Consider the following 20,772-nt stretch of genomic DNA (forward strand, 5'->3'; position numbering starts at 1 on the left):
ATTTACTGTTTTTGAATTCCAAAAACATAAATAAATAACACCACGGCAAAATCGCCGAGTGACAGTCTGTCGCTTTGTCAGCCCGCAGAAGAATAAGACAACACGTCAATTACTGTGGGAACCATTAAAACCAACTGCCGTTTTAAACGCCCTGCGGCTGTAAGCAAACTCAAAACACAGATGAGAACTTAATCGTTGCAGTTGTAGCCGGAATCGCCGTCAGCTTTACAACAGCGCAAGGTCAAAAATTCCTACATAGTCATCCGCAACTTTCAACATAGGTACAGAGCAACAGCTTAAATTTCCTGCAACACCCCTCTGCAAAAGGCCCCAGGAAAATTACCGCAGCACTACGCGTTGGCGCCAGCGGTCGATCGTGGCACGATGGCAAGGTTATCGACCGAGAGCCCCAAACCATGCCGCAATCCCAAGCCAAGAATCTGTCCCTGATCGCTGCCATAGACCTGGGCTCCAACAGCTTTCACATGGTCGTGGCCAAGGCCCAGAACGGTGAGATCCGCATCCTTGAGCGGCTCGGCGAAAAAGTGCAGTTGGCGGCCGGCATCGACGACGCGCGCCAGCTCAACGAAGAATCCATGCAGCGCGGGCTCGATTGCCTCAAGCGCTTTGCCCAACTGATCAACGGCATGCCACTGGGCGCGGTGCGCATCGTCGGCACCAATGCCCTGCGTGAAGCGCGCAACCGGGGCGAATTCATCCGCCGTGCCGAAGAGATCCTCGGTCACCCGGTGGAAGTCATCTCCGGCCGTGAAGAAGCGCGCCTGATCTACCTCGGCGTGTCCCACACCCTCGCAGACACCCCCGGCAAGCGTCTGGTGGCGGACATCGGCGGCGGCAGTACCGAGTTCATCATCGGTCAGCGATTCGAGCCACTGCTGCGTGAAAGCCTGCAGATGGGCTGCGTCAGCTACACCCAGCGTTATTTCAAGGACGGCAAGATCACCCCGGCGCGCTATGCCCAGGCCTACACCGCCGCGCGGCTGGAGATCATGAGCATCGAGCATGCCCTGCACCGCCTCACCTGGGATGAGGCCATTGGCTCCTCCGGCACCATCCGCGCCATCGGCCTGGCCCTGAAGGCCGGCGGCCATGGCACCGGCGAAGTGAATGCCGAAGGGCTGGCGTGGCTCAAGCGCAAACTGTTCAAGCTGGGCGATATCGAGAAAATCGACTTCGACGGCATCAAGCCCGACCGCCGCGCCATTTTCCCGGCCGGCCTTGCGATTCTCGAAGCGATCTTCGACGCCCTCGAGCTGCAACGCATGGACCACTGCGACGGCGCCCTGCGTGAAGGCGTGCTTTACGACCTGCTGGGCCGTCATCACCACGAAGACGTGCGCGAGCGCACCCTCACCTCGTTGATGGAGCGTTATCACGTCGACCAGGAACAGGCCGCCCGCGTGGAGCGCAAGGCGCTGCATGCGTTCGACCAGGTGGCCGCCGACTGGGACCTGGAAGACGGCGTCTGGCGCGAGCTGCTGGGCTGGGCCGCCAAGGTGCATGAGGTGGGCCTGGACATCGCCCACTACCATTACCACAAGCACGGCGCCTACCTGATCGAGCACTCGGACCTCGCCGGCTTTTCCCGGGAAGACCAGCAAATGCTTGCGCTGCTGGTGCGCGGCCATCGCCGTAACATTCCCAAGGACAAGTTCGCCGAGTTCGGCGACGACGGCATCAAGCTGATCCGCCTGTGTGCGCTGCTGCGCTTTGCGATCCTGTTCCACCACATCCGTGGCACCCAGGAAATGCCCCAGGTCACCCTGCGCGCCAACGGCGACAGCCTGGACGTGGTGTTCCCCGAAGGCTGGCTGGACGAGAACCAACTGACCCAGGCGGACTTCGCCCAGGAAGCCGAGTGGCTGACGCGGGTGGGGTTCAGCCTGAACCTGCGCTAAAGCACACCACAAAACAAATGTGGGAGGGGCTTGCTCCCTCCCACATTTTCAGACCCTATTGTCTGTTAGTTCACCGACAAAATCGGGCTACCCAGCTTCTCCAGCAACGTCGCTTGCGCACTGCGCGGGTTCTGGTTGCCGGTTGGCGTGTTGCGCACGTAGCGGCCGTCCGACTGCAGGCTCCAGCTGTGGGTGTTATCGGTGAGATAACTTTCCAGCTCCTTCTTGACCCGCATGATCAGCTTCTTGCCCTCTACCGGGAAGCAGGTCTCCACGCGCTTGTCGAGGTTGCGCTCCATCCAGTCGGCACTGGAGAGGAACATCTGCTCTTCACCGCCGTTGAGGAAGTAGAACACCCGTGTGTGCTCCAGGAAGCGGCCGATGATCGAGCGCACGTGGATGTTGTGCGACACCCCGACGATGCCCGGACGCAGGCAGCACATGCCGCGCACCACCAGATCGATGCGTACGCCGGACTGGCTGGCCTTGTACAGCGCGCGGATGATCTTCGGATCGGTCAGCGAGTTGAACTTGGCAATGATGTGCGCCGGTTTGCCGTCGAGGGCGAACTGGGTCTCGCGGGCAATCATGTCGAGCATGCCCTTCTTGAGCGTGAACGGCGCGTGCAGCAGCTTCTTCATGCGCAAGGTCTTGCCCATGCCGATCAACTGGCTGAACAACTTGCCGACGTCTTCACACAAGGCGTCGTCGGAGGTCAGCAGGCTGTAGTCGGTGTAGAGCTTGGCGTTGCCGGCGTGGTAGTTGCCGGTACCCAAGTGCGCGTAACGCACGATCTCACCGGCCTCGCGGCGCAGGATCAGCATCATCTTGGCATGGGTCTTGAAGCCGACCACGCCGTAGATCACCACCGCGCCGGCCGCCTGCAGGCGGCTGGCCAGTTGCAGGTTGGACTCTTCGTCAAAGCGCGCACGCAGCTCGATCACCGCCGTGACTTCCTTGCCGTTGCGCGCGGCGTCGACCAGGGCGTCGACGATTTCCGAGTTGGCGCCGGAACGGTACAGGGTCTGGCGCACGGCCAGCACATGCGGGTCCTTGGCAGCCTGACGCAGCAGGTCGACCACTGGCGTGAACGACTCGAACGGGTGCAGCAGCAGGATGTCCTGCTTGCTCACCACGCTGAAAATGTTCTCGCTGTTTTGCAGCAGCTTGGGGATCTGCGGGGTGAACGGCGTGTATTGCAGCTCCGGGTGACTGTCCAGGCCGGTGATGCTGAACAGCCGCGTGAGGTTGACCGGGCCATTGACCTGGTACAGCTCGGACTCGGCGAGGTTGAACTGCTTGAGCAGGTAGTCCGACAGGTGTTTGGGGCAGGTGTCGGCCACTTCCAGGCGCACGGCATCGCCGTAGCGTCGCGAAAACAGCTCGCCACGCAGAGCGCGGGCCAGGTCTTCGACGTCTTCGGAATCCAGCGCCAGGTCGGCGTTACGGGTCAGGCGGAACTGGTAGCAGCCCTTGACCTTCATGCCCTGGAACAGGTCATCGGCGTGCGCGTGGATCATCGACGACAGGAATACATAATTGTCGCCAGCGCCCCCCACCTCTTCCGGTACCTTGATGATGCGTGGCAACAGGCGCGGCGCCGGGATGATCGCCAGGCCCGAGTCGCGGCCGAACGCATCGATGCCTTCCAGCTCGACGATGAAGTTGAGGCTCTTGTTCACCAGCAACGGGAACGGGTGCGTCGGGTCGAGGCCGATGGGGGTGATGATCGGCGAAATCTCGTCGCGGAAATAGCGACGCACCCAGGTCTTGATCTTGGTGGTCCACTGACGACGACGGATAAAGCGAACCTGATGCTTTTCCAGCTCCGGCAGCAGGATGTCGTTGAGGATCGCGTACTGGCGGTCCACATGGCCGTGCACCAGCTCGCTGATGCGCGCCAGTGCCTGGTGCGGCTGCAGGCCGTCGGCGCCGGCCTGTTCACGGGCGAAGGTGATCTGCTTCTTGAGGCCAGCCACGCGGATCTCGAAGAACTCGTCCAGGTTGCTGGAGAAGATCAGCAGGAACTTGAGCCGCTCCAGCAGCGGGTAGGACTCATCCAGCGCCTGCTCCAGCACGCGGATGTTGAATTGCAGCTGTGACAGCTCGCGGTGGATGTACAGGCTGCTGTCATCCAGGTTGGTCACCGCGACCACCGGGGCCGGCGCAGGCACATCGGCGACCACGGCAGGCGGGGCCTGCTCAAGCTCCGGCGGGGTCTCGGCGACTTGTTCAACCACCGGGTGAGCGTCTTTTACGGCAACGTCGGTAAGTCCTTCGGTATTCATCGAGTGTTCCTGTGAGGGCTATTGTTGCTCTCTAAGCAATTGGGCTGCGCGGGCGGCAAAATAGGTCAGGATGCCATCGGCCCCGGCACGTTTAAAGGCAGTCAGGGATTCCAGGATTACCCCTTCACTCAACCAGCCATTCTGTATTGCCGCCATGTGCATGGCGTATTCGCCGCTGACCTGATAGACAAAGGTCGGCACCTTGAATTCCTGTTTGACCCGGTAAAGGATGTCCAGGTACGGCATACCGGGCTTGACCATCACCATGTCGGCGCCTTCGGCCAGGTCGGCCGCCACTTCGTGCAGGGCCTCATGGCTGTTGGCCGGGTCCATCTGGTACGAGGCCTTGTCGGCCTTGCCCAGGTTAAGCGCCGAGCCCACCGCATCGCGGAACGGGCCGTAATAGGCGCTGGCGTACTTGGCCGAATAGGCCATGATCCGCACATTGACGTGGCCGGCCAGCTCCAGGGCTTCGCGGATCGCCTGGATGCGACCGTCCATCATGTCCGACGGCGCCACCACCTGGGCGCCTGCGGCGGCATGGGACAACGCCTGTTTGACCAGCGCATCGACGGTGATGTCGTTCTCGACATAACCGTCCTGATCCAGAATGCCGTCCTGGCCATGGGTGGTGAACGGGTCTAGCGCCACGTCGGTGATGATACCCAGTTGCGGGAAGCGCTCGCGCAGGGCGCGGGTAGCGCGCTGCGCAATGCCTTGCGGGTTCCAGGCTTCGGCGGCATCCAGAGACTTGAGCGCAGGCGGCGTCACGGGAAACAGCGCCAGCGCCGGGATCCCCAGTTCAACCCACTGCGCCGCTTCTTCAAGCAGCAGATCAAGGGTCAAGCGCTCCACACCCGGCATCGACGCCACCGCTTCCCGGCGATTTTCACCGTCGAGCACAAACACCGGCAGGATCAGGTCATTCGTCGTCAGCACATGTTCACGCACCAGGCGGCGAGAAAAATCATCACGACGATTGCGACGCAGACGAGTGGCGGGGAACAGGCGATTGGCAGGGGTAAAGCTCACGACAGACTCCTGAGCCCGCGTTTCACGGGCGAGCGTTGCAGTTATAAGCGGCCATTATGACGAAGGAATGACAGTTGTGCTTATCGGCGCGACCTGTAGGCACATTCGTCATTCACGTAGGAATTGTTCACTTCGTGACACATCTCGATACTTTCATGAATCTTCGTGAAGGCGTAGGCTGCGCGTTCATTTCGCCAGCACCCAGACCATGCTTCAACAATTTCTGCATGACTTCGGCTACTTTGCCCTCTTCCTCGGCACGTTCTTCGAAGGTGAGACCATTCTGGTACTCGCAGGCTTCCTGGCGTTCCGTGAATACATGGACATCAACCTGGTGGTGGTGGTGGCCTTTTTCGGCAGCTACGCCGGCGACCAGCTTTGGTATTACATGGGCCGCAAGCACGGCCGCAAATTGCTGGCGCGCAAGCCGCGCTGGCAATTGATGGGTGACAAGGCCCTGGAGCACATCCGCAAGCACCCGGATATCTGGGTGCTGAGCTTCCGCTTCGTCTACGGATTGCGCACGGTGATGCCCGTGGCAATCGGCCTGTCGGGGTACCCGCCGCTGCGCTATCTGGTCCTCAACGGCATTGGCGCTGCGATCTGGGCCGCAGCGTTGGGCGCAGCGGCCTATCACTTTGGCGCTGTGCTTGAAGGCATGCTGGGCAGCGTGAAGAAATACGAGCTGTGGGTGCTCGGCGCCCTGATCCTGCTGGGCTTTGTGCTGTGGCTGCGGCGCCGCTTCAAGAATGCGCGGATTGCCCGCGAAGAATGCGCCCAGGCCAGGGCCCGAGAGGCGGCCGACCCCGTTGCGGCCGAAACGCCTGTCGAGCAAACCGACCGCAAATAATGAACACCCCGCCGCCGTTGCGATCCATCTAGAGAGCGTTCCATGCGCGGGGTGCCGGTTACCCGTCAATCGCCATCCCACGCCATCAACCAGGAGAAATGCCCATGAGCAAAAAAATTGCAGTGATCCTTTCCGGCTGTGGCGTGTACGACGGTGCAGAAATCCAGGAATGCGTGATCACCCTGCTGCGCCTGGATCAGCGCGGTGCTCAGGTCCAATGCTTTGCTCCGGATATGGCGCAGTTGCACGTGATCAATCACCTCACGGGCGAAGAGATGCTCGAGTCGCGCAATGTGCTGGTGGAGTCGGCGCGCATCGCCCGTGGTGAGGTCAAGGACATTGCTGAAGCCAGCGCCGCCGACTTTGACGCGCTGATCGTGCCGGGCGGGTTTGGCGCGGCGAAGAACCTGTCGAATTTCGCCGTGCAAGGTGCCGCTTGCAGTGTCAACCCGCAGGTACTGGCGCTGGCCGAAGCCTTTGCCGAAGCCGGCAAGCCAGTGGGCCTGATCTGCATCTCGCCAGCCCTGGCCGCGAAGATCTATGGCCCGGGCGTGACCTGCACCATCGGCAACTGCGCCGACACCGCCGCCGCCCTCGACAAGATGGGCGCCACGCATCAGGAATGCGCGGTGGAGGATATTGTCGAGGACTACGCGCGCAAGCTGGTGAGTACGCCGGCCTACATGCTGGGCAAGAACATCAGTGAGGTGGCTTCGGGCATCAATAAGCTGGTGGATCGCGTGCTGGAACTGACTCACGAGAACGACTGAGGGTCAGGACTGGCGCATCAATTGGGTCAGAATACGGTCCAGTGAGTTGGCGAACGCCTGTTTGTCCTTCTCGCCATGGGGCGGCGGCCCGCCACCCATCTGACCTTGTTCACGCAGGTCGGTGAACAGGTTGCGCACCGCCAGCCGTTCGCTCATGTTGGCCGGGCTGAATTCCTTGCCACGCGGGTCAAGGGCGGTGACGCCCTTTTTCACCAGGCGATCGGCCAGAGGCACATCGCTGCAAATCACCAACTCGCCGGGCGCGGCGTGTTCCACCAGGTAATCGTCCGCCGCATCCGGCCCGCTGGGCACCACGATCAGCTTCACGCAGGCAAAGCCTGGCTTGATCTGACTCTGCCCGGCTACCAGAACCACTTCGAACCGGCGCTTGAGGGCGAACTTCACCACCTGATCCTTGGCCGCCCGAGGGCAGGCGTCGGCATCGATCCATACGCGCATACAGCATCTCCACACATGCAATTGTGGGAGCAAGCCCCCTCTTATCAAACACAAAATAGCGTGCTGATTTCAAACCCTGAAATTTCAGGCAGCCACAAAGGCTCCAGTTTGCTGCGCGACAGCGCTAAGCCGAAGACCCGGCCGAGCCTCCCACATTTTTTACCGGCTGCGGCGGTACAACACCACAATCGCCAGGATAGCCACCGCCTGCGCGCTTAACGAATACGCGTCGGCGTGAATCCCCAGCCAGTCGAACTCAAAGAACGCCACCGGCCGTGTGCCAAAGACACCGGCCTCCTGCAGGGCCTTGACGCCATGCCCGGCGAACACCACCGACAGCGCGCACAGCAGCGCTGCGTTGATGCCGAAGAACAGTGCCAGCGGCAACCTCGCCGAGCCGCGCAGAATCACCCAGGCCAGGCCCACCAACAACACCAGCGCCGTGGCGCCACCGGCCAGTACCGCGTTGTGCCCGGCCGGGCCGGCTTGCAGCCACAGGGTTTCGTAGAACAGGATCACCTCGAACAGCTCGCGGTACACCGAGAAGAACGCCAGCAGCGCAAAGCCGAACCGCCCGCCGCCGCCCACCAGGCTGCTCTTGATGTAATCTTGCCAGGCCGCCGCATGACGGCGGTTGTGCATCCACACGCCAAGCCACAGCACCATCACGCTGGCGAACAGCGCCGTGCAGCCTTCGAGCAGTTCGCGCTGGGCACCGCTGACGTCGATCACGTACGCCGCCAATGCCCAGGTCGCGAGGCCGGCCACCAGCGCCAGGCCCCAGCCCACATTGACACTGCGCACCGCCGATTGCTGGCCGGTATTGCGCAGGAACGCAAGGATCGCCGCCAGCACCAGAATCGCCTCCAGGCCTTCGCGCAGCAGAATCAACAGGCCGGAGATATAGCTCAGCGACCAGCTCAAACCGTCGCTGCCGAGCAGGTCGGCGGACTCGCCGAGCTTGCCCTTGGCCACGTCCAGGCGCTGCTGCACCTGTTCCAGCGGCAGGCCGTCCTGCAGCGACTGCCGATAGGCCATCAGGGCTTTCTCGGTGTCCTTGCGCACGTTGGCGTCGACGTTGTCCAGCGAGCTTTCCACCAGCTCGAAGCCTTCCAGGTAGGCCGCAACGGATAAGTCGTAGGCCTGCTCGTGATCACCGTTACGGAACGCGGCGATGCTTTTGTCCAGCGTGGTGGCGGTGTATTCAAGCAATTGCGCGGGGCCGCGCGTGACCTGCGGTGGCTGCGCACGCTGGGCGCGGAAGGTCGCGGCGGCGGCCGGGCCGCTGGTGGTCAGCACCTCATTGGGGGTCTGCCGGGCCAGGTCAGCGAGGTTGAAGGGCTGCCCGCTCCTGGCCGCGGCCGGGTCGGCGGTGAAGCCCGCAAGGTAGGTGGCCAGGTCCCAACGCTGACGGTCGTCCAACTGATCGGCGAACGATGGCATATCGCTGCCTTCGATGCCCAGGCCAAGGGTGTTGTAGATCGCGTAGAGGCTCAGGCGGTCGAAACGTGCCGCGTCGCGCAGGTCACCAGGCGCAGGCTCCATGCCCAGCGCGGCCGGGCCGTCTCCGGCGCCGGTGGCGCCATGGCACACCGAGCAATGCTGAGCGTAGAGCGGCGCGCCGCGCGCCGGGTCCGGCGTAATGGCCGGTGCCTGGCTGATTTCATAGGCCACCGCCAGCCTGGCGCCCAATTGCCGGGCCTGGCGGGCGACTGTGGCGCCGTCCGCACGGGCGCTGACAGCGGCCAGCAACTGATCGACGCCTGTAACCAATTCGGCGCGTTCAGGCTTTTCCGGCAACTGCGCGACCAGCCCCTGCAATGCGCCGATAGACTCCACTTGCTCGCGGTAGCGCGATGGATCCACCACCTCGCCCGCCGCCACGGTCGGTGGGTAGTCGGCGCTAACGTAGTCCAGCAGATGCAAGGCTTGTGGGGCACCTTCGGCGGTGGCGGCCAGCAGATTGAGGCTGCACGACATCAACCCCGGCAACAGCAGCCAGGCGAGAAAACGGAAGGGGGCGGTCATGAATGAATCTCAGGGGGAAATACGAAGTAACACTATTGTTCAGCTTTAACCGATTGGACTCAAGCTTATTTGACACCGCCACACACCACTGTGGGGGGACTTGCTCCCTCCCACAGGTCGATCTGTGTTCAGTGCACGTTATGCCGTGGCGCGGTGCAGGCTGGCGAGGAAACCTGCTGCCCCCACGAACAACCCGGCGAACGTGCGGTTCACGCGCTTCTGCTGCGTGGGCGTGCGCAACAGGCGCAGGACTTTGGAGGCCAGCCCGGTGTAACCGGCCATCACGATCATGTCGACGCTGATCATGGTCGCGCCGATGATCAGGTACTGGATCGCCAGCGGCGCCTGCGGATTCACGAACTGCGGCAACACCGCCAGCATGAACACCAAGGCCTTGGGGTTGCTGGCATTGACCAGGAAACCGCGAAACATCATGGCCATCGGCTTGCCGATCTGGCGCGGAGTGGCGTCATCGGTGAGGTCCATGGGCAAGGCGCGCCATTGCTTGATGGCCAGGTACACGAGATACGCTACGCCAAACCATTTGATCGCATAGAACGCGGTGGACGACGTCGCCAGAATGGCACCCAGCCCCCCCGCCACCACGGCAATCTGCATCGCCAGGCCCAGTTGCAGGCCAATGGCGTTCCAGTAGCCACGCGCAAAACCGTATTGCAGGCCGCTGGACATCGAGGCGATAGCGCCCGCGCCAGGGGACAGGGAGATGATCCAACTGGCGAGGAAAAACGCCAGCCATGTGTCGAGTGCCATTGCACACCTCAAGGGGGAGTTTGCTGTTGTGCCCTAAGCTAACGCCGCCGAATGAACGCTGGCTATCAGTTTTTTACAGCGGCGAGATATTGCCGGGCCAGCGCCGCACCGAACGCTGGAAGAACAGGCTGTTGGGCACCTGCACAATGGCACTGTTGGTGCCGGCCTCTTCCACTTCGATCAACGTGGTGTAAAGCAGGTTGATCGCGACCACGCGCCCCTTAACGCCGGGCTTGTCGACGGTGTCCACCAGTTCGACGATGTCACCCAGGCGAAACGGCCCGACGGTAAAGATCAAAATCGCGCACAGCAGGTTGGACAACACCGACCACATGGCGAAGAACGCCACCGCCGCCACCGCCACGAACCCTGACAACGCCGTCCACAACACCGTGGCGGAAACGCCCAGGCGGCCCAGCACGAAGATCAACGCACTGCCCATGATCAGCCAGCGCAGCCCACCGCGCAGGGGCATCAGCAACTGGGGCGGGAACGGGTAGCGCTCACCCAAGCGAGTCAGGCCCTTGGCAACGAAGCGCTGGGCAAAATAGCCGGCCAGCAGAATGAGCAGGATCTGCACACCGATCCAGATCGGCGCCACCCATTGCGCCGGCAGTGGCAGTTGCAGCGCTTCCATCAGGACAGCGCCTCCAGCTCCGCTTGCAGGGATTCCAGCAGTTCGAGGGCTTCCATCCAGGTTTCCTCCAACTGGCCTTCACGCACCTTGAGTCTGGCCTGCTCGGCCAGCAGGTCGCGCAACTCATCCTTGCGTGCGGCCTCGTACACGGCGCTGTCACCCAGGCTGGCTTCGATGCTGGCCAGGCGCTCGTGCACCTTGCCCAACTCAGCTTCCAGCTTGTCGGCTTCGCGCTTGTGCGGCGCCAACTGCTGGCGCAAGGCGGCAGCGGCCTGGCGCTGGGCCTTCTTGTCGGTCTTGTCCGGGTTGACTGGCGTGTTGCTGGCCGGCGCGTTGCGCAGACGGTAATCAGTCAGCCAGCGCGCGTAGTCATCCAGGTCGCCATCGAACTCTTCGACTTTGCCGTCAGCCACCAGCAGGAAGTTGTCGGTAGTGCTCTTGAGCAAGTGACGATCGTGAGACACCACCAGAACCGCGCCGCTGAACTCCTGCAGGGCCATGGTCAGCGCCAGGCGCATTTCCAGGTCCAGGTGGTTGGTCGGTTCGTCGAGCAGCAGCAGGTTCGGCCGGTCCCAGGCGATCAAAGCCAGGGCCAGGCGGGCCTTTTCGCCGCCGGAAAAGTTCAGCACCGGTTCATCGATGCGCGCGCCACGGAAGTCGAAACCGCCGAGGAAATCGCGCAGGACCTGTTCGCGTTCGGTCGGCGCCAGCCGCTGCAGGTGCAGCAACGGGCTGGCCTTGGAATCGAGCGAGTCGAGCTGGTGCTGGGCGAAGTAGCCCACCACGGTGTTTTCGCCGCGGGTGAGGCGGCCGGCCAGCGGCGAGAGCTCACCGGACAGGTTCTTGATCAGCGTCGACTTGCCCGCGCCGTTGGGGCCGAGCAAACCAATGCGCGCGCCCGGCGTAAGCTGCAGCCGGACCTTCTCCAGGATGGTCTTGTCGCCGTAACCCAGGCGCGCATCCGAGAGGTCCAGCAACGGGCTGGAGATTTTCACCGACTCGCGGAACACGAAGTCGAACGGCGAATCCACGTGGGCCGCCGACAGCTCTTCCATGCGCTCCAGGGCCTTGATGCGGCTCTGTGCCTGGCGCGCCTTGGTGGCCTGGGCCTTGAACCTTGCGATGTAGCTTTCCATGTGCGCCCGCTGCGCCTGTTGTTTCTCGAACGCCTGTTGCTGCTGGGCCAGGCGTTCGGCGCGCGCGCGCTCGAAGGCGGTGTAGCCGCCACGGTAGAGGGTGATTTTCTTCTGTTCGACGTGGGCGATGTTGTCGACCACGGCGTCAAGGAAATCCCGGTCGTGGGAAATCAGCAGCAAGGTGCCGTGGTAGTTCTTGAGGAAGTCTTCCAGCCACAGGATCGCATCGAGGTCCAGGTGGTTGGTCGGCTCATCGAGCAGCAGCAGGTCGGAGGGGCACATCAGCGCCTGGGCCAGGTTCAGGCGCATGCGCCAGCCGCCGGAGAAGTCGGCGACCGGGCGGTCCATCTGTTCGTTGGCAAACCCCAGGCCGGCGAGCATTTTGCGCGCGCGGGCGTCGGCGGTGTAGCCATCGGCGCTGTCCAGCTCGGCGTGCAGGCGGGCCTGGGCGGCGCCGTCCTGGGCTTTCTCGGCCTCGGCGAGGTCGTGTTGCACCTGACGCAGACGCAGGTCGCCATCGAGCACGTAGTCGATCGCGATGCGGTCCAGGGTGTCGATCTCCTGGCGCATATGGGCGATGCGCCAGTCGGCCGGCAGCAGGCAGTCTCCGGAATCCGGGGTCAGCTCACCGAGCAACAAGGCGAACAACGTGGATTTTCCGGCGCCATTGGCACCGATCAGGCCGGCTTTGTGACCGGCGTGCAGGGTCAGCTCGGCATCTTCAAGAAGACGTTGCGGGCCACGCTGTAATGTTAGGCTTTGAAGTCGGATCATAATGGCGGCGGAGTCTACCAGCTTCGTTGGCCGCTGGCTTGGGTGTGAATATGTGCGCTGACCTGTGGAGCTTTGCCCTATCGACCTACGCCCGTCCCGGCGTCGAAGCCGCGTGCCTGCGCTTGCAGGAAACTGGCGCGGATGTGTGCCTCTTACTGTGTGGCGCCTGGCTGGAGGCGCGGGGCGTAGCGCCGAAGGCCGAACGTCTGGAGGCGTTGCAGCAGCTTGCTCGTCCGTGGCGCGAACAGGTTGTCGAGCCGTTGCGAGCGCTACGCGTGCAATGGCGTGAATTGGCGCAGCAGGAGGGTCAACTGGAGACGTTACGCACGGCGGTCAAGGCGCTGGAACTGGAAGCGGAACGGGCGCTGTTGACTCGCCTGGAACAACTGGCGCAGGGCTGGCCGCAGGATGAGGCGAAGGGTCACTACGGATGGCTTGAAGGCCTGGCGACCGAAGTCGCCAACCTTGACCACAACGCGCTCCAGCAACTGCGCGTCGTGGTTGCCAGTACTTAGGAAGCGCTGGTTGGCGTGGTGCCTGGTGCAGCCGGTGCAGAGGTGCTGCTGGCCGGCGCGGTTGGAGCGGTGGATGCTGTCGAAGTAGCGGTCGATGCAGCAGGCTTGGCCGGTGCTGGTTTTGCAGCAGCTGGTTTGGCAGCTGGCTTGGCGGCCGGTTTTGCAGCAGCTGGTTTAGCAACTGGCTTGGCGGCCGGTTTTGCAGCAGCTGGTTTAGCAACTGGCTTGGCGGCCGGTTTTGCAGCAGCTGGTTTAGCGGCTGACTTGGCGGCCGGTTTTGCAGCAGCTGTTTTGGCAACTGGCTTGGCGGCCGGTTTTGCAGCAGCTGTTTTGGCAACTGGCTTGGCGGCCGGTTTTGCAGCAGCTGTTTTGGCAACTGGCTTGGCAGCAGGTTTTGCAGCAGCTGTTTTAGCAACCGGCTTGGCAGCTGGTTTTGCAGCAGCTGTTTTAGCAACCGGCTTGGCAGCTGGTTTTGCAGCAGCTGTTTTAGCAACCGGCTTGGCAGCTGGTTTTGCAGCAGCTGTTTTAGCAACCGGCTTGGCAGCTGGTTTTGCAGCAGCTGTTTTAGCAACCGGCTTGGCAGCAGGTTTTGCAGCGGCTGTTTTAGCAACTGGCTTGGCAGCGGCTTTAGCCGGAGCCTTCGCTGCAGCGGCCTTGCTCGCAGGCTTTTTAGCCGTGCTTGCCGCGACCGCTTTGGCTGGCGTACGCGCGCCCAGGGCCTTGGCGACGGCCTCTTTCACACGACCAACGCCCTGGGCCAGCTTCAGGCTTTCCTGAGCGTCTTTTTTCAGTTGGGCAATATAAGTGCGGGTCTCAGACTGGCGATCTTTGAGAGCGTCCAGCAAGTCTTCGAGTTCTTTGACTGCGTCTTTGGCCTTGGCTTGTGCCTTGGACTTGCCGGCAGTGGCGGCGTCTTGCAGTTTGGTGCGGGATTTGTGCAGCTTTTCCTGCGCTTTGCCGCGTTGTTTTTCCAGTTTGGCGAGCAGTTTTTCTGCATCGGCCAAGGCCTGGGCACAAGCGCTTTCCAGATGTTCGAGCAGGCTGCCCGACAGTTGTTGGAGCAAATGCAACGGGGTATTAACAGGCTTCTGTTTGGCCGACATGGTTTACCTCCTGACTGACGTGGGTGCGGCTCATACTAGCCCTCTGCTCTTACCGCCGCTAGCGCATGTTGACAGTATCGATTGACTTGCGTTGCGCCCTGCGAAAATTCTTATCGGCCTGACCGGAATCCACGACACTTTTTACCCTTCCACACTGGCATAATCCGTCGCACTTTCGGCGGGAGCATGCCCATGTCGCGTTACCTTTTTCTTGTGCTTGGCTTGAGTGTTTGTGTCGCTGACGCAAGCGAACAATCGCCGTCCAGCGCGGCTACCCAAGACCAGCATGACCTCGCGTACAGCCTGGGCGCCAGTCTTGGTGAACGGCTGCGCCAGGAAGTCCCCGACCTGCAGATCCAGGCCCTGATCGACGGACTCAAACAAGCCTATCAAGGCAAGCCGTTGGCGCTGGACAGCGCGCGTATCGAAAAACTGCTTGCCCAGCACCAGGCACAGACTGAGGCCGATGCACAGGCGCCCCAAAGTGAAAAGGCACTGGCCGCCGAGCAACACTTTCTCGCCAAGGAAAAAGCCGCGCCCGGTGTGCGCGAATTGGCCGATGGAATCCTGCTCACGGAGCTGACGCCGGGTAACGGCAACAAGCCGGCAGCCAGTGATCAGGTTCAAGTCAAATACGTGGGTCGGTTGCCGGACGGCACGGTGTTCGATCAGAGCACGCAACCGCAGTGGTTTCGCCTGGACAGCGTGATCAGCGGCTGGCGCAGTGCGTTGCAGCAGATGCCGGTGGGCGCAAAATGGCGCCTGGTGATTCCATCGGCGCAGGCCTATGGCGCAGACGGCGCGGGAGAGTTGATCCCGTCCTACACACCGCTGGTGTTTGAGATCGAATTGCTGGGCACGCGTCATTGAGCCAAAAAAACGGTGCGACATGCGCACCGTTTTTTGTACCGCCAAGGGTCAGGCCTGGGTCACAGCCTCGTCCTTGTGAGCGTTGTGCAGCACTTCGATCAGGCAATCTTCCAGTTCGAAACGCTCATGCAACAATGCACCCAACTCTTTGAATTTTTCAGCAACACATTTGCCCGCATCACACAGGTCGTTGAAGGCAACGAGCTTCTCAGTGATCGCGTCGAGGCGAGGATAAAGCGTATCTGCCAACTCCAACCCACGCTCATCACCGAAGGCTTCTGCTTCCTTGGTCAATTGATCGTAGACGCCGAAATGGCCGGCTGACACGTAGTCCATCAGCACACCGCAGAAGTCCTGCAGCAATTCGCCGTTTTCGGCCAGCGCTTCGGGCTTGGCGCCTAGCGCATCGAAGGACCGAATCAGTTCGTGACGTGCCTTCAACCAGCTGTCTATCAGCTTGTGCACCCCACCCCAGCGTTCCTGGGCATTCCGGCAACTTTCCAACATGATGATCTCTCTTCCCTAGGGGATGCGTTCGCCTTGTGCCGCGCAACACTCAACGGTGAAGCGCCAGCCGCACGAAGCTGCAACTGACAATCGGTTTCAATGACGCGTGCGGGCCAGATTATGCCCGCATGACTATGGCTTCAAGGTACGCAGGACAGAAAGTTCATACAAGCGTTTAATCCCGTCCTACGAATAGCCTTGCACAGTCATTGCCTCGCAACGGCCGCTCGGCGACCGGACAACAGCGGTGAAAACTGCAGGATGCCCAGTATCAGCATCGCTACGAAAAACAACAGGCTCCACTCTGGAAGGCTCAGGTCAAACAGTGTCCAGTTGATCTCGACGCAATCGGCGGTGCCCCTGAACGTCAGTTGCAGCGCCTGCCATGGCGACAGGTTTTCAATCATGTATTGCAGGTTCGGCCAGCAGTCGCCTGTCTGCTCCGGAGCGGCATTCTGCAACAGCACTTGGCGCGCGGCCGTAACGGCACCGAGTAATGCGCAGCCCATGCTCGCCAGACCGTAAAAGTAGCTGGCCGAACGTTTTGGATTATGGAGGGCGGCGAGAAGATTGATCAGCACGAAGGTGGCAATCAGGATGCGTTGCACCTGGCACAGGAAACAAGGCCGTAACAACGCACCGTACTCAAGATAAAAAGACGCACCCAACGTCAGCGCACCGGCCACGAAGGCCAGAAGAAACAAGGAGCGTGAAGGGGCCAAAGACATTGTTATCCGTACCGCAAGAGATAGGTCGTTACGGTAGAGGAAAGTCCTGCCGCCTTTCAATACGCGCAGGGGCAGACAATTCCGCGAGAACACAGGGATATGCCGTCAGACCCTGGATGACTTCAAGAAGCTGTCGGTAGGAATTTACTACGCGGCGACCTGAACCAGGTGTTACGCGGTAATTGATGGGTTGACCCTCAGAATCGTCCGAGCCAACCCACATCACTTTTCCTACTTCAAACCCGTGCGGGGACCGGCAAGGGAGACGCCAGAAGCCGGCTGTCCAACAAGCCCAGGCCTTCCTGGAACAACTGGTTGCTGCGCTCGGTATCGCCCAATTGAGCCAACAGGCGTGCCAGTTCAGCACAGGCCTCAGGATTGCGCTGCACCCGCAGGCTGCTTTCCAGGTAGTCACGTGCCTTGCCCCACAGACTATTCTGCAGGCACAGGCGGCCCAGAGTCAGCAACAGGCTGGCATCGCCAGGGTGGTCCTTGAGCCAGCCTTCGGCAAATTTCAGCTGCCGCGCCGGATCGCTGCCGCGCAGCAAACCGTAGAGTCGGATCAGGTGACTGTCGTAGCCGCGCTTGATAGCACCGCGCAGGGCTTCCTCGGCTTGCGCATCCGCCCCCAATTGGCGCAGTTGCTCAGCGTAGGCCAGTACCAGTTGCGGCTCCTGACGCTGTGCGGATGTCAGCTGCTGCCAAGCCCGCTCCAGCGACTGCAACCCCGCTTCGCCCTGTTCTTCGCGCTGTACGGCCAGACCGAGATTTTCACCCCAGGCGCGGCGCTCCAGTTCAGCCAGCTCGGCGGCAGGCAGCACCTTGTCCTTGCGCAACTCGGGCAGCAATCGGATCACCGACGACCAATCGCCACGCTGCTGATGCAGACGTTGCAACTGGCGCAGCACCTGCGCGTTATGAGGATGACGTGAATGCATGGTCTGCAGGGTGGTCAACGCGCCGTCGGTATCGCCGCGATCCATCTGCAACTGTGCATGACTCAAGGCGACCGCCAGTTCGGCCTGGGGCTGACGCTCCAGCGCGCGCTCCAACAGGCTGTCGCACTCCTCGTAACGCCCTTGCTCGTTGGCGGCGCGGGCGGCGCCGAGGTAGTAAAGCAAAGGCTGACGCTCCGCCTCGGCAGCGCGGTGCAGATGGCGCTCGGCGCTGGCCCAACGGCCTTCGGCGAGGTCCATCTGGCCTTGTTCGATTGCGATCTGCACGCGACGGCTGCGATTGCGCCGCGACCACGGGTTGACCACACCACCGGAGGTCATCACCAGACTCAGCAATACCCGCAGCAGGTAGATCACCAGGCCGATCACAAAGATCGCGACCAGCGTCGCCCAAAGGCTCGACTCATAATGCAGCAGGTGCGGATAGGTAATCAGCACGTAGCCGGTGTGTTTCGAAATGCCCACAGCCAGAGTCAGAGCAATGACAATCGCCAGCACCAGGATCACATAGAAACGCTTCATCGGCTCTACTCCTGGGTCGTCGGCTTGCTTGCCGACGCCTTGGCCTCATCGGCAGACAAATGACGACGCTCGAGGTAGGCCTGCACAGCAGCCAGGCTCGCGGCGAGGTCCGGCGTCACCACCGAAACGGCCTTGGGCTCAAGCTCGGCGATACGTGCCAGCATGGCCTTGCTCTGCGGATTGTCCTGATTGAAGTTGTCCTGCAACACGCTGCGCGCCTCGCCCAGCGAGCGGCTGTACACCGCCGATTCGCCATTGAGCGCCGCCCACTGCGCCTGCTCCAGGGCCAGGCTGAGGGCCAGGCGCACCTGATTCAGGCCCTGGCCTGCCAGCAATGGGCGAATCGTGTCGTCAGGGTTGAAGTTGATGCGGAAGTAACGGGAAATCTGTTCCCACCACTGGCTCAGGCGGTTTTGCGTATCGTCGGTAGGGCGCCCCTGGGACGCGGGCTCGGTGAGTGAATACTCCGGCGCGATAGCCGACAGTTGCACCACCTGATCACGCAGGGCCGCCAATTGCAGGTACAACCCGGTGCGGTCCGGCTGCTCGGTGCTGCGCAGCGCCGCCAGGCTCTTGGCCAATTGTTCACGGGCGGCGTAAGCGCCAGGATCGCTCTGTTCGCGAAGGATCTCGTCGGCACCCTGGACCAGCGACTGGGCACTGTTGATGTCCTGCAGGGCAGACAGGCGCAGGCTCGCCAGGCGGATCAGGTGCTCGGCCTCAGCCAGACGCCAATCCTTGCGGCTGGCGCCCAGCACGGTTTCCAGGCGCTGGTTCAGCCGCTGCTGGTCACCCTGCAATTGGGCAACCAGGCGCCGACGCTCTTCCAGTTCATCCGCAGCCGGCAGTTGCGCCAGACGCGCGGCCAGTTGCTGCTGGCTCTGCTTGAGGCTCTGGGACTGGTCGTCGAGGGTCTGCACCTGGCCCAGCTGTTGCTGGCTGCTGGCTTGCAGCGCACGCACCTGCCACACCCCCCAACCGCCAACGGCAACGCCTGCGGCGCCGAGCAGCAAGGCGACGATTGCCAGGCCATTACCACGGCGTGGCGCGGTAACCGGTGTCTCGACCGGCGCATCGAGCGCGGGCTGAGTCTCATCTTTAGGCAAGGCTGTTTCGCTCACGTATCCGTCCTTTGCGTATCAGAGAGTGGGAACGGGATAACTCCGTAACGCCACTAACAAAGCCGCGGCACTCGCACCGCGACAATCCACAACTTTTTCTGCGCCGGCAGCCTGCGCCATCTCACAGACTCGCGGGCTGGGCACGAACAATGGCAACTGTGCCACCAGCGGCCAATCGGCGCCCGCCAGGGCCTGCAGGTGTGTAAAACCCTGCCCACTGCTGACCACCAGCCCGTTCAAGCGTTCCAACTGGATGCGTTGTACCAGCACCCGCGAATCATAGGTCGGAAGAAAACGCCGATACAATTCCAGATAGTCGACACTAGCACCTCTGGCGCGCAAACACTGCGCAAGCAACTCCCGTCCGCCTTCGCCGCGCAGGATCAGCACCCTTGCACCGGGACGTGAGACGGCCTCCTGCAGAGCGGGCAATGCGAGCAACGCCTCGCTGTCATCGCCGGTTTGCGGGCAGTGAACCTTGAGGCCCTGATCGGCCAATACCTGCGCCGTCGCGGCCCCCACGCTGAACCACGGCACTTGCCGCCAATGGGGTTGCATCTGTTGCAGGGCCGCGCGGGCGGCCGGCTTGCTCACGACGATGACTGCGCAATAGCGGCCCAGGTCACGGAACACCGCCTGCTGCTCGGGGGTGACGGGCAACGGTTCGATGTCCAGCAAGGGCAGGCTGCTGCTGAAAATACCGGCGTCGGCCAGCGACGCCGCCAGGGCCGTCGACTCCTCGGCCGGCCGCGTCAGCAGCACCCGCCAGCCGCTCACTGCGGTCCGGCCTCGCCGTACACTTTTTGCAGAATGGCGCCGGCGCCTTTTTCCAGCAATGCTTCGGCCACCTGGATGCCCAGTGCCGTCGCTTCACGCTGTGGCCCGCGCGTCTCGGCGGTGAGCAGCAAACCACCGTCCGGGTCGCCAACCAGCCCGCGCAGCCACAGGTTTTCGCCCTCAAGCACCGCGTAGCAGGCAATGGGCACCTGGCAGCCGCCGTTGAGGTGTTTGTTCAGGGCGCGCTCGGCGGTGACCCGCACCTCGGTGTCCTGGTGATCCAGCGGCTTGAGCAGCGCGTGGATTTCACTGTCGACGGTGCGGCATTCGATGCCTACCGCGCCCTGCCCGCCGGCGGGCAAGCTGTCTTCGACGCTGATCGCCGAGGTGATACGGTCTTCGAAGCCCAGGCGGATCAAACCGGCGGCGGCCAGAATGATCGCGTCATATTCACCGGCATCCAGCTTGGCCAGGCGGGTGTTGACGTTGCCCCGCAGAAAGCGGATTTGCAGGTCCGGACGACGCGTGAGCAACTGGGCCTGACGGCGCAGGCTCGACGTGCCGACGATGCTGCCAAGGGGCAGCTCATCCAAGGATGCGTAAGTATTGGAGACAAAGGCATCACGCGGGTCTTCACGCTCGCAGATACAAAAAAGGCCCAGGCCTTCAGGGAAGTCCATGGGCACATCTTTCATCGAGTGCACGGCGATGTCGGCGTGGTTTTCCAGCAGTGCGGTTTCCAGTTCCTTGACGAACAGACCCTTGCCGCCAATCTTGGACAGTGGCGAGTCGAGCAGCTTGTCGCCGCGACTGACCATGGGCACCAGACTCACCTTGAGGCCCGGATGGGCCAGCTCAAGACGGGCCTTGACGTATTCGGCCTGCCACAAGGCCAAGGCACTTTTACGGGTGGCGATGCGGATTTCGCGAAGAGACATTGAACGATCCGTACTGGGTAGATACGGCAGATAATAACAGCTCAGGCCAGTGCGCCTTGACTTGAATCAGC

The 20,772-nt window shown here is 62.1% G+C and carries 19 protein-coding genes; 5 read left to right on the forward strand and 14 right to left on the reverse strand.

Annotation, left to right across the window (positions count from 1 at the left end; translation table 11 throughout):
• Positions 1-416: 416 nt before the first annotated feature.
• Positions 417-1,919, forward strand: a complete 1,503-nt coding sequence (gene ppx, locus RHM60_RS15255; RefSeq protein WP_209986242.1) for an exopolyphosphatase — start codon at positions 417-419, stop codon at positions 1,917-1,919.
• Between the two features lie 65 nt (positions 1,920-1,984).
• On the opposite strand, the gene ppk1 is transcribed toward ppx, so the two are convergent.
• Positions 1,985-4,207 (reverse strand): polyphosphate kinase 1, encoded by a 2,223-nt coding sequence (gene ppk1 / locus RHM60_RS15260; protein ID WP_209986245.1) that lies wholly within the window; start codon positions 4,205-4,207, stop codon positions 1,985-1,987.
• 18 nt (positions 4,208-4,225) lie between these two features.
• A complete protein-coding gene (hemB, locus tag RHM60_RS15265; protein ID WP_322212156.1) occupies positions 4,226-5,239 on the reverse strand; it encodes a porphobilinogen synthase in 1,014 nt (337 codons plus the stop codon).
• Between the two features lie 208 nt (positions 5,240-5,447).
• On the opposite strand from hemB, the gene RHM60_RS15270 reads away from it, so the two are divergent.
• Positions 5,448-6,089, forward strand: coding sequence for a DedA family protein (locus RHM60_RS15270; RefSeq protein WP_209986252.1), 642 nt, complete (start codon positions 5,448-5,450; stop codon positions 6,087-6,089).
• A gap of 104 nt (positions 6,090-6,193) precedes the next feature.
• On the forward strand, positions 6,194-6,859 hold the full coding sequence (elbB, locus tag RHM60_RS15275) for an isoprenoid biosynthesis glyoxalase ElbB (RefSeq protein ID WP_322212157.1): 666 nt from the start codon (positions 6,194-6,196) through the stop codon (positions 6,857-6,859).
• Between the two features lie 3 nt (positions 6,860-6,862).
• On the opposite strand, the gene RHM60_RS15280 is transcribed toward elbB, so the two are convergent.
• From RHM60_RS15280 to RHM60_RS15300, 5 genes are all read right to left on the reverse strand, one after another.
• Positions 6,863-7,318 (reverse strand): YaiI/YqxD family protein, encoded by a 456-nt coding sequence (locus RHM60_RS15280; RefSeq protein ID WP_209986257.1) that lies wholly within the window; start codon positions 7,316-7,318, stop codon positions 6,863-6,865.
• A 159-nt stretch (positions 7,319-7,477) separates the two neighbouring features.
• The gene (locus RHM60_RS15285; protein WP_322212158.1) at positions 7,478-9,346 is read right to left on the reverse strand and encodes a cytochrome c/FTR1 family iron permease; all 1,869 of its coding nucleotides are present in this window, start codon (positions 9,344-9,346) and stop codon (positions 7,478-7,480) included.
• Positions 9,347-9,484: 138 nt separating this feature from the next.
• Complete coding sequence (locus RHM60_RS15290) at positions 9,485-10,117, reverse strand: LysE family transporter (RefSeq protein WP_209986263.1); 633 nt, start codon at positions 10,115-10,117, stop codon at positions 9,485-9,487.
• Between the two features lie 73 nt (positions 10,118-10,190).
• The gene (locus tag RHM60_RS15295; protein ID WP_057006403.1) at positions 10,191-10,754 is read right to left on the reverse strand and encodes a mechanosensitive ion channel family protein; all 564 of its coding nucleotides are present in this window, start codon (positions 10,752-10,754) and stop codon (positions 10,191-10,193) included.
• Positions 10,754-12,664 (reverse strand): ATP-binding cassette domain-containing protein, encoded by a 1,911-nt coding sequence (locus RHM60_RS15300; protein WP_322212159.1) that lies wholly within the window; start codon positions 12,662-12,664, stop codon positions 10,754-10,756. The genes RHM60_RS15295 and RHM60_RS15300 overlap by 1 nt, the downstream gene beginning before the upstream one ends.
• Positions 12,665-12,714: 50 nt before the next feature.
• Between RHM60_RS15300 and RHM60_RS15305 the strand changes: the two genes are divergently transcribed.
• Positions 12,715-13,179 carry a TIGR02444 family protein gene (locus tag RHM60_RS15305; RefSeq protein WP_322212160.1) on the forward strand — a complete coding sequence of 155 codons (465 nt, stop codon included), beginning with the start codon at positions 12,715-12,717 and terminating at the stop codon, positions 13,177-13,179.
• Here the strand turns inward: RHM60_RS15305 and RHM60_RS15310 are convergent.
• The gene (locus tag RHM60_RS15310) at positions 13,176-14,282 is read right to left on the reverse strand and encodes an AlgP family protein (protein ID WP_322212161.1); all 1,107 of its coding nucleotides are present in this window, start codon (positions 14,280-14,282) and stop codon (positions 13,176-13,178) included. The genes RHM60_RS15305 and RHM60_RS15310 overlap by 4 nt on opposite strands.
• 192 nt (positions 14,283-14,474) lie before the next feature.
• On the opposite strand from RHM60_RS15310, the gene RHM60_RS15315 reads away from it, so the two are divergent.
• Positions 14,475-15,152: an FKBP-type peptidyl-prolyl cis-trans isomerase gene (locus RHM60_RS15315; RefSeq protein ID WP_322212162.1), complete on the forward strand. Its 678-nt coding sequence runs from the start codon at positions 14,475-14,477 to the stop codon at positions 15,150-15,152.
• 48 nt (positions 15,153-15,200) lie between these two features.
• Here RHM60_RS15315 and rsd read toward each other — a convergent pair whose 3' ends face one another.
• The 6 genes from rsd to hemC all read right to left on the reverse strand — a co-directional run bounded on the left by rsd (position 15,201) and on the right by hemC (position 20,701).
• Positions 15,201-15,659: a sigma D regulator gene (gene rsd / locus RHM60_RS15320; protein ID WP_169896174.1), complete on the reverse strand. Its 459-nt coding sequence runs from the start codon at positions 15,657-15,659 to the stop codon at positions 15,201-15,203.
• A gap of 206 nt (positions 15,660-15,865) precedes the next feature.
• Positions 15,866-16,387, reverse strand: coding sequence for a disulfide bond formation protein B (locus RHM60_RS15325; RefSeq protein WP_209990569.1), 522 nt, complete (start codon positions 16,385-16,387; stop codon positions 15,866-15,868).
• A gap of 236 nt (positions 16,388-16,623) precedes the next feature.
• Positions 16,624-17,865, reverse strand: a complete 1,242-nt coding sequence (locus RHM60_RS15330) for a heme biosynthesis protein HemY (RefSeq protein WP_322212163.1) — start codon at positions 17,863-17,865, stop codon at positions 16,624-16,626.
• A 5-nt stretch (positions 17,866-17,870) separates the two neighbouring features.
• Complete coding sequence (locus tag RHM60_RS15335) at positions 17,871-18,986, reverse strand: uroporphyrinogen-III C-methyltransferase (protein ID WP_307497079.1); 1,116 nt, start codon at positions 18,984-18,986, stop codon at positions 17,871-17,873.
• An 18-nt stretch (positions 18,987-19,004) separates the two neighbouring features.
• Complete coding sequence (locus RHM60_RS15340) at positions 19,005-19,763, reverse strand: uroporphyrinogen-III synthase (protein WP_231422789.1); 759 nt, start codon at positions 19,761-19,763, stop codon at positions 19,005-19,007.
• On the reverse strand, positions 19,760-20,701 hold the full coding sequence (gene hemC, locus RHM60_RS15345) for a hydroxymethylbilane synthase (RefSeq protein ID WP_231422790.1): 942 nt from the start codon (positions 20,699-20,701) through the stop codon (positions 19,760-19,762). The genes RHM60_RS15340 and hemC overlap by 4 nt, the downstream gene beginning before the upstream one ends.
• Positions 20,702-20,772: the final 71 nt, after the last annotated feature.

Source organism: Pseudomonas sp. MH9.3 (genome assembly GCF_034354675.1).
In the GTDB taxonomy this organism is placed as follows: Bacteria; Pseudomonadota; Gammaproteobacteria; order Pseudomonadales; family Pseudomonadaceae; genus Aquipseudomonas.

What these genes read in the sequence shown, in the direction of transcription:
- RHM60_RS15310 (WP_322212161.1), bottom strand. Translation starts at nt 14,282, where the DNA reads ATGTCGGCCAAACAGAAGCCTGTTAATACCCCGTTGCATTTGCTCCAA.
- RHM60_RS15270 (WP_209986252.1), top strand. Translation starts at nt 5,448, where the DNA reads ATGCTTCAACAATTTCTGCATGACTTCGGCTACTTTGCCCTCTTCCTC.
- RHM60_RS15285 (WP_322212158.1), bottom strand. Translation starts at nt 9,346, where the DNA reads ATGACCGCCCCCTTCCGTTTTCTCGCCTGGCTGCTGTTGCCGGGGTTG.
- ppk1 (WP_209986245.1), bottom strand. Translation starts at nt 4,207, where the DNA reads ATGAATACCGAAGGACTTACCGACGTTGCCGTAAAAGACGCTCACCCG.
- RHM60_RS15330 (WP_322212163.1), bottom strand. Translation starts at nt 17,865, where the DNA reads ATGAAGCGTTTCTATGTGATCCTGGTGCTGGCGATTGTCATTGCTCTG.
- RHM60_RS15280 (WP_209986257.1), bottom strand. Translation starts at nt 7,318, where the DNA reads ATGCGCGTATGGATCGATGCCGACGCCTGCCCTCGGGCGGCCAAGGAT.
- RHM60_RS15325 (WP_209990569.1), bottom strand. Translation starts at nt 16,387, where the DNA reads ATGTCTTTGGCCCCTTCACGCTCCTTGTTTCTTCTGGCCTTCGTGGCC.
- RHM60_RS15315 (WP_322212162.1), top strand. Translation starts at nt 14,475, where the DNA reads ATGTCGCGTTACCTTTTTCTTGTGCTTGGCTTGAGTGTTTGTGTCGCT.
- RHM60_RS15305 (WP_322212160.1), top strand. Translation starts at nt 12,715, where the DNA reads ATGTGCGCTGACCTGTGGAGCTTTGCCCTATCGACCTACGCCCGTCCC.
- elbB (WP_322212157.1), top strand. Translation starts at nt 6,194, where the DNA reads ATGAGCAAAAAAATTGCAGTGATCCTTTCCGGCTGTGGCGTGTACGAC.
- rsd (WP_169896174.1), bottom strand. Translation starts at nt 15,659, where the DNA reads ATGTTGGAAAGTTGCCGGAATGCCCAGGAACGCTGGGGTGGGGTGCAC.
- RHM60_RS15290 (WP_209986263.1), bottom strand. Translation starts at nt 10,117, where the DNA reads ATGGCACTCGACACATGGCTGGCGTTTTTCCTCGCCAGTTGGATCATC.
- hemC (WP_231422790.1), bottom strand. Translation starts at nt 20,701, where the DNA reads ATGTCTCTTCGCGAAATCCGCATCGCCACCCGTAAAAGTGCCTTGGCC.
- RHM60_RS15300 (WP_322212159.1), bottom strand. Translation starts at nt 12,664, where the DNA reads ATGATCCGACTTCAAAGCCTAACATTACAGCGTGGCCCGCAACGTCTT.
- RHM60_RS15295 (WP_057006403.1), bottom strand. Translation starts at nt 10,754, where the DNA reads ATGGAAGCGCTGCAACTGCCACTGCCGGCGCAATGGGTGGCGCCGATC.
- ppx (WP_209986242.1), top strand. Translation starts at nt 417, where the DNA reads ATGCCGCAATCCCAAGCCAAGAATCTGTCCCTGATCGCTGCCATAGAC.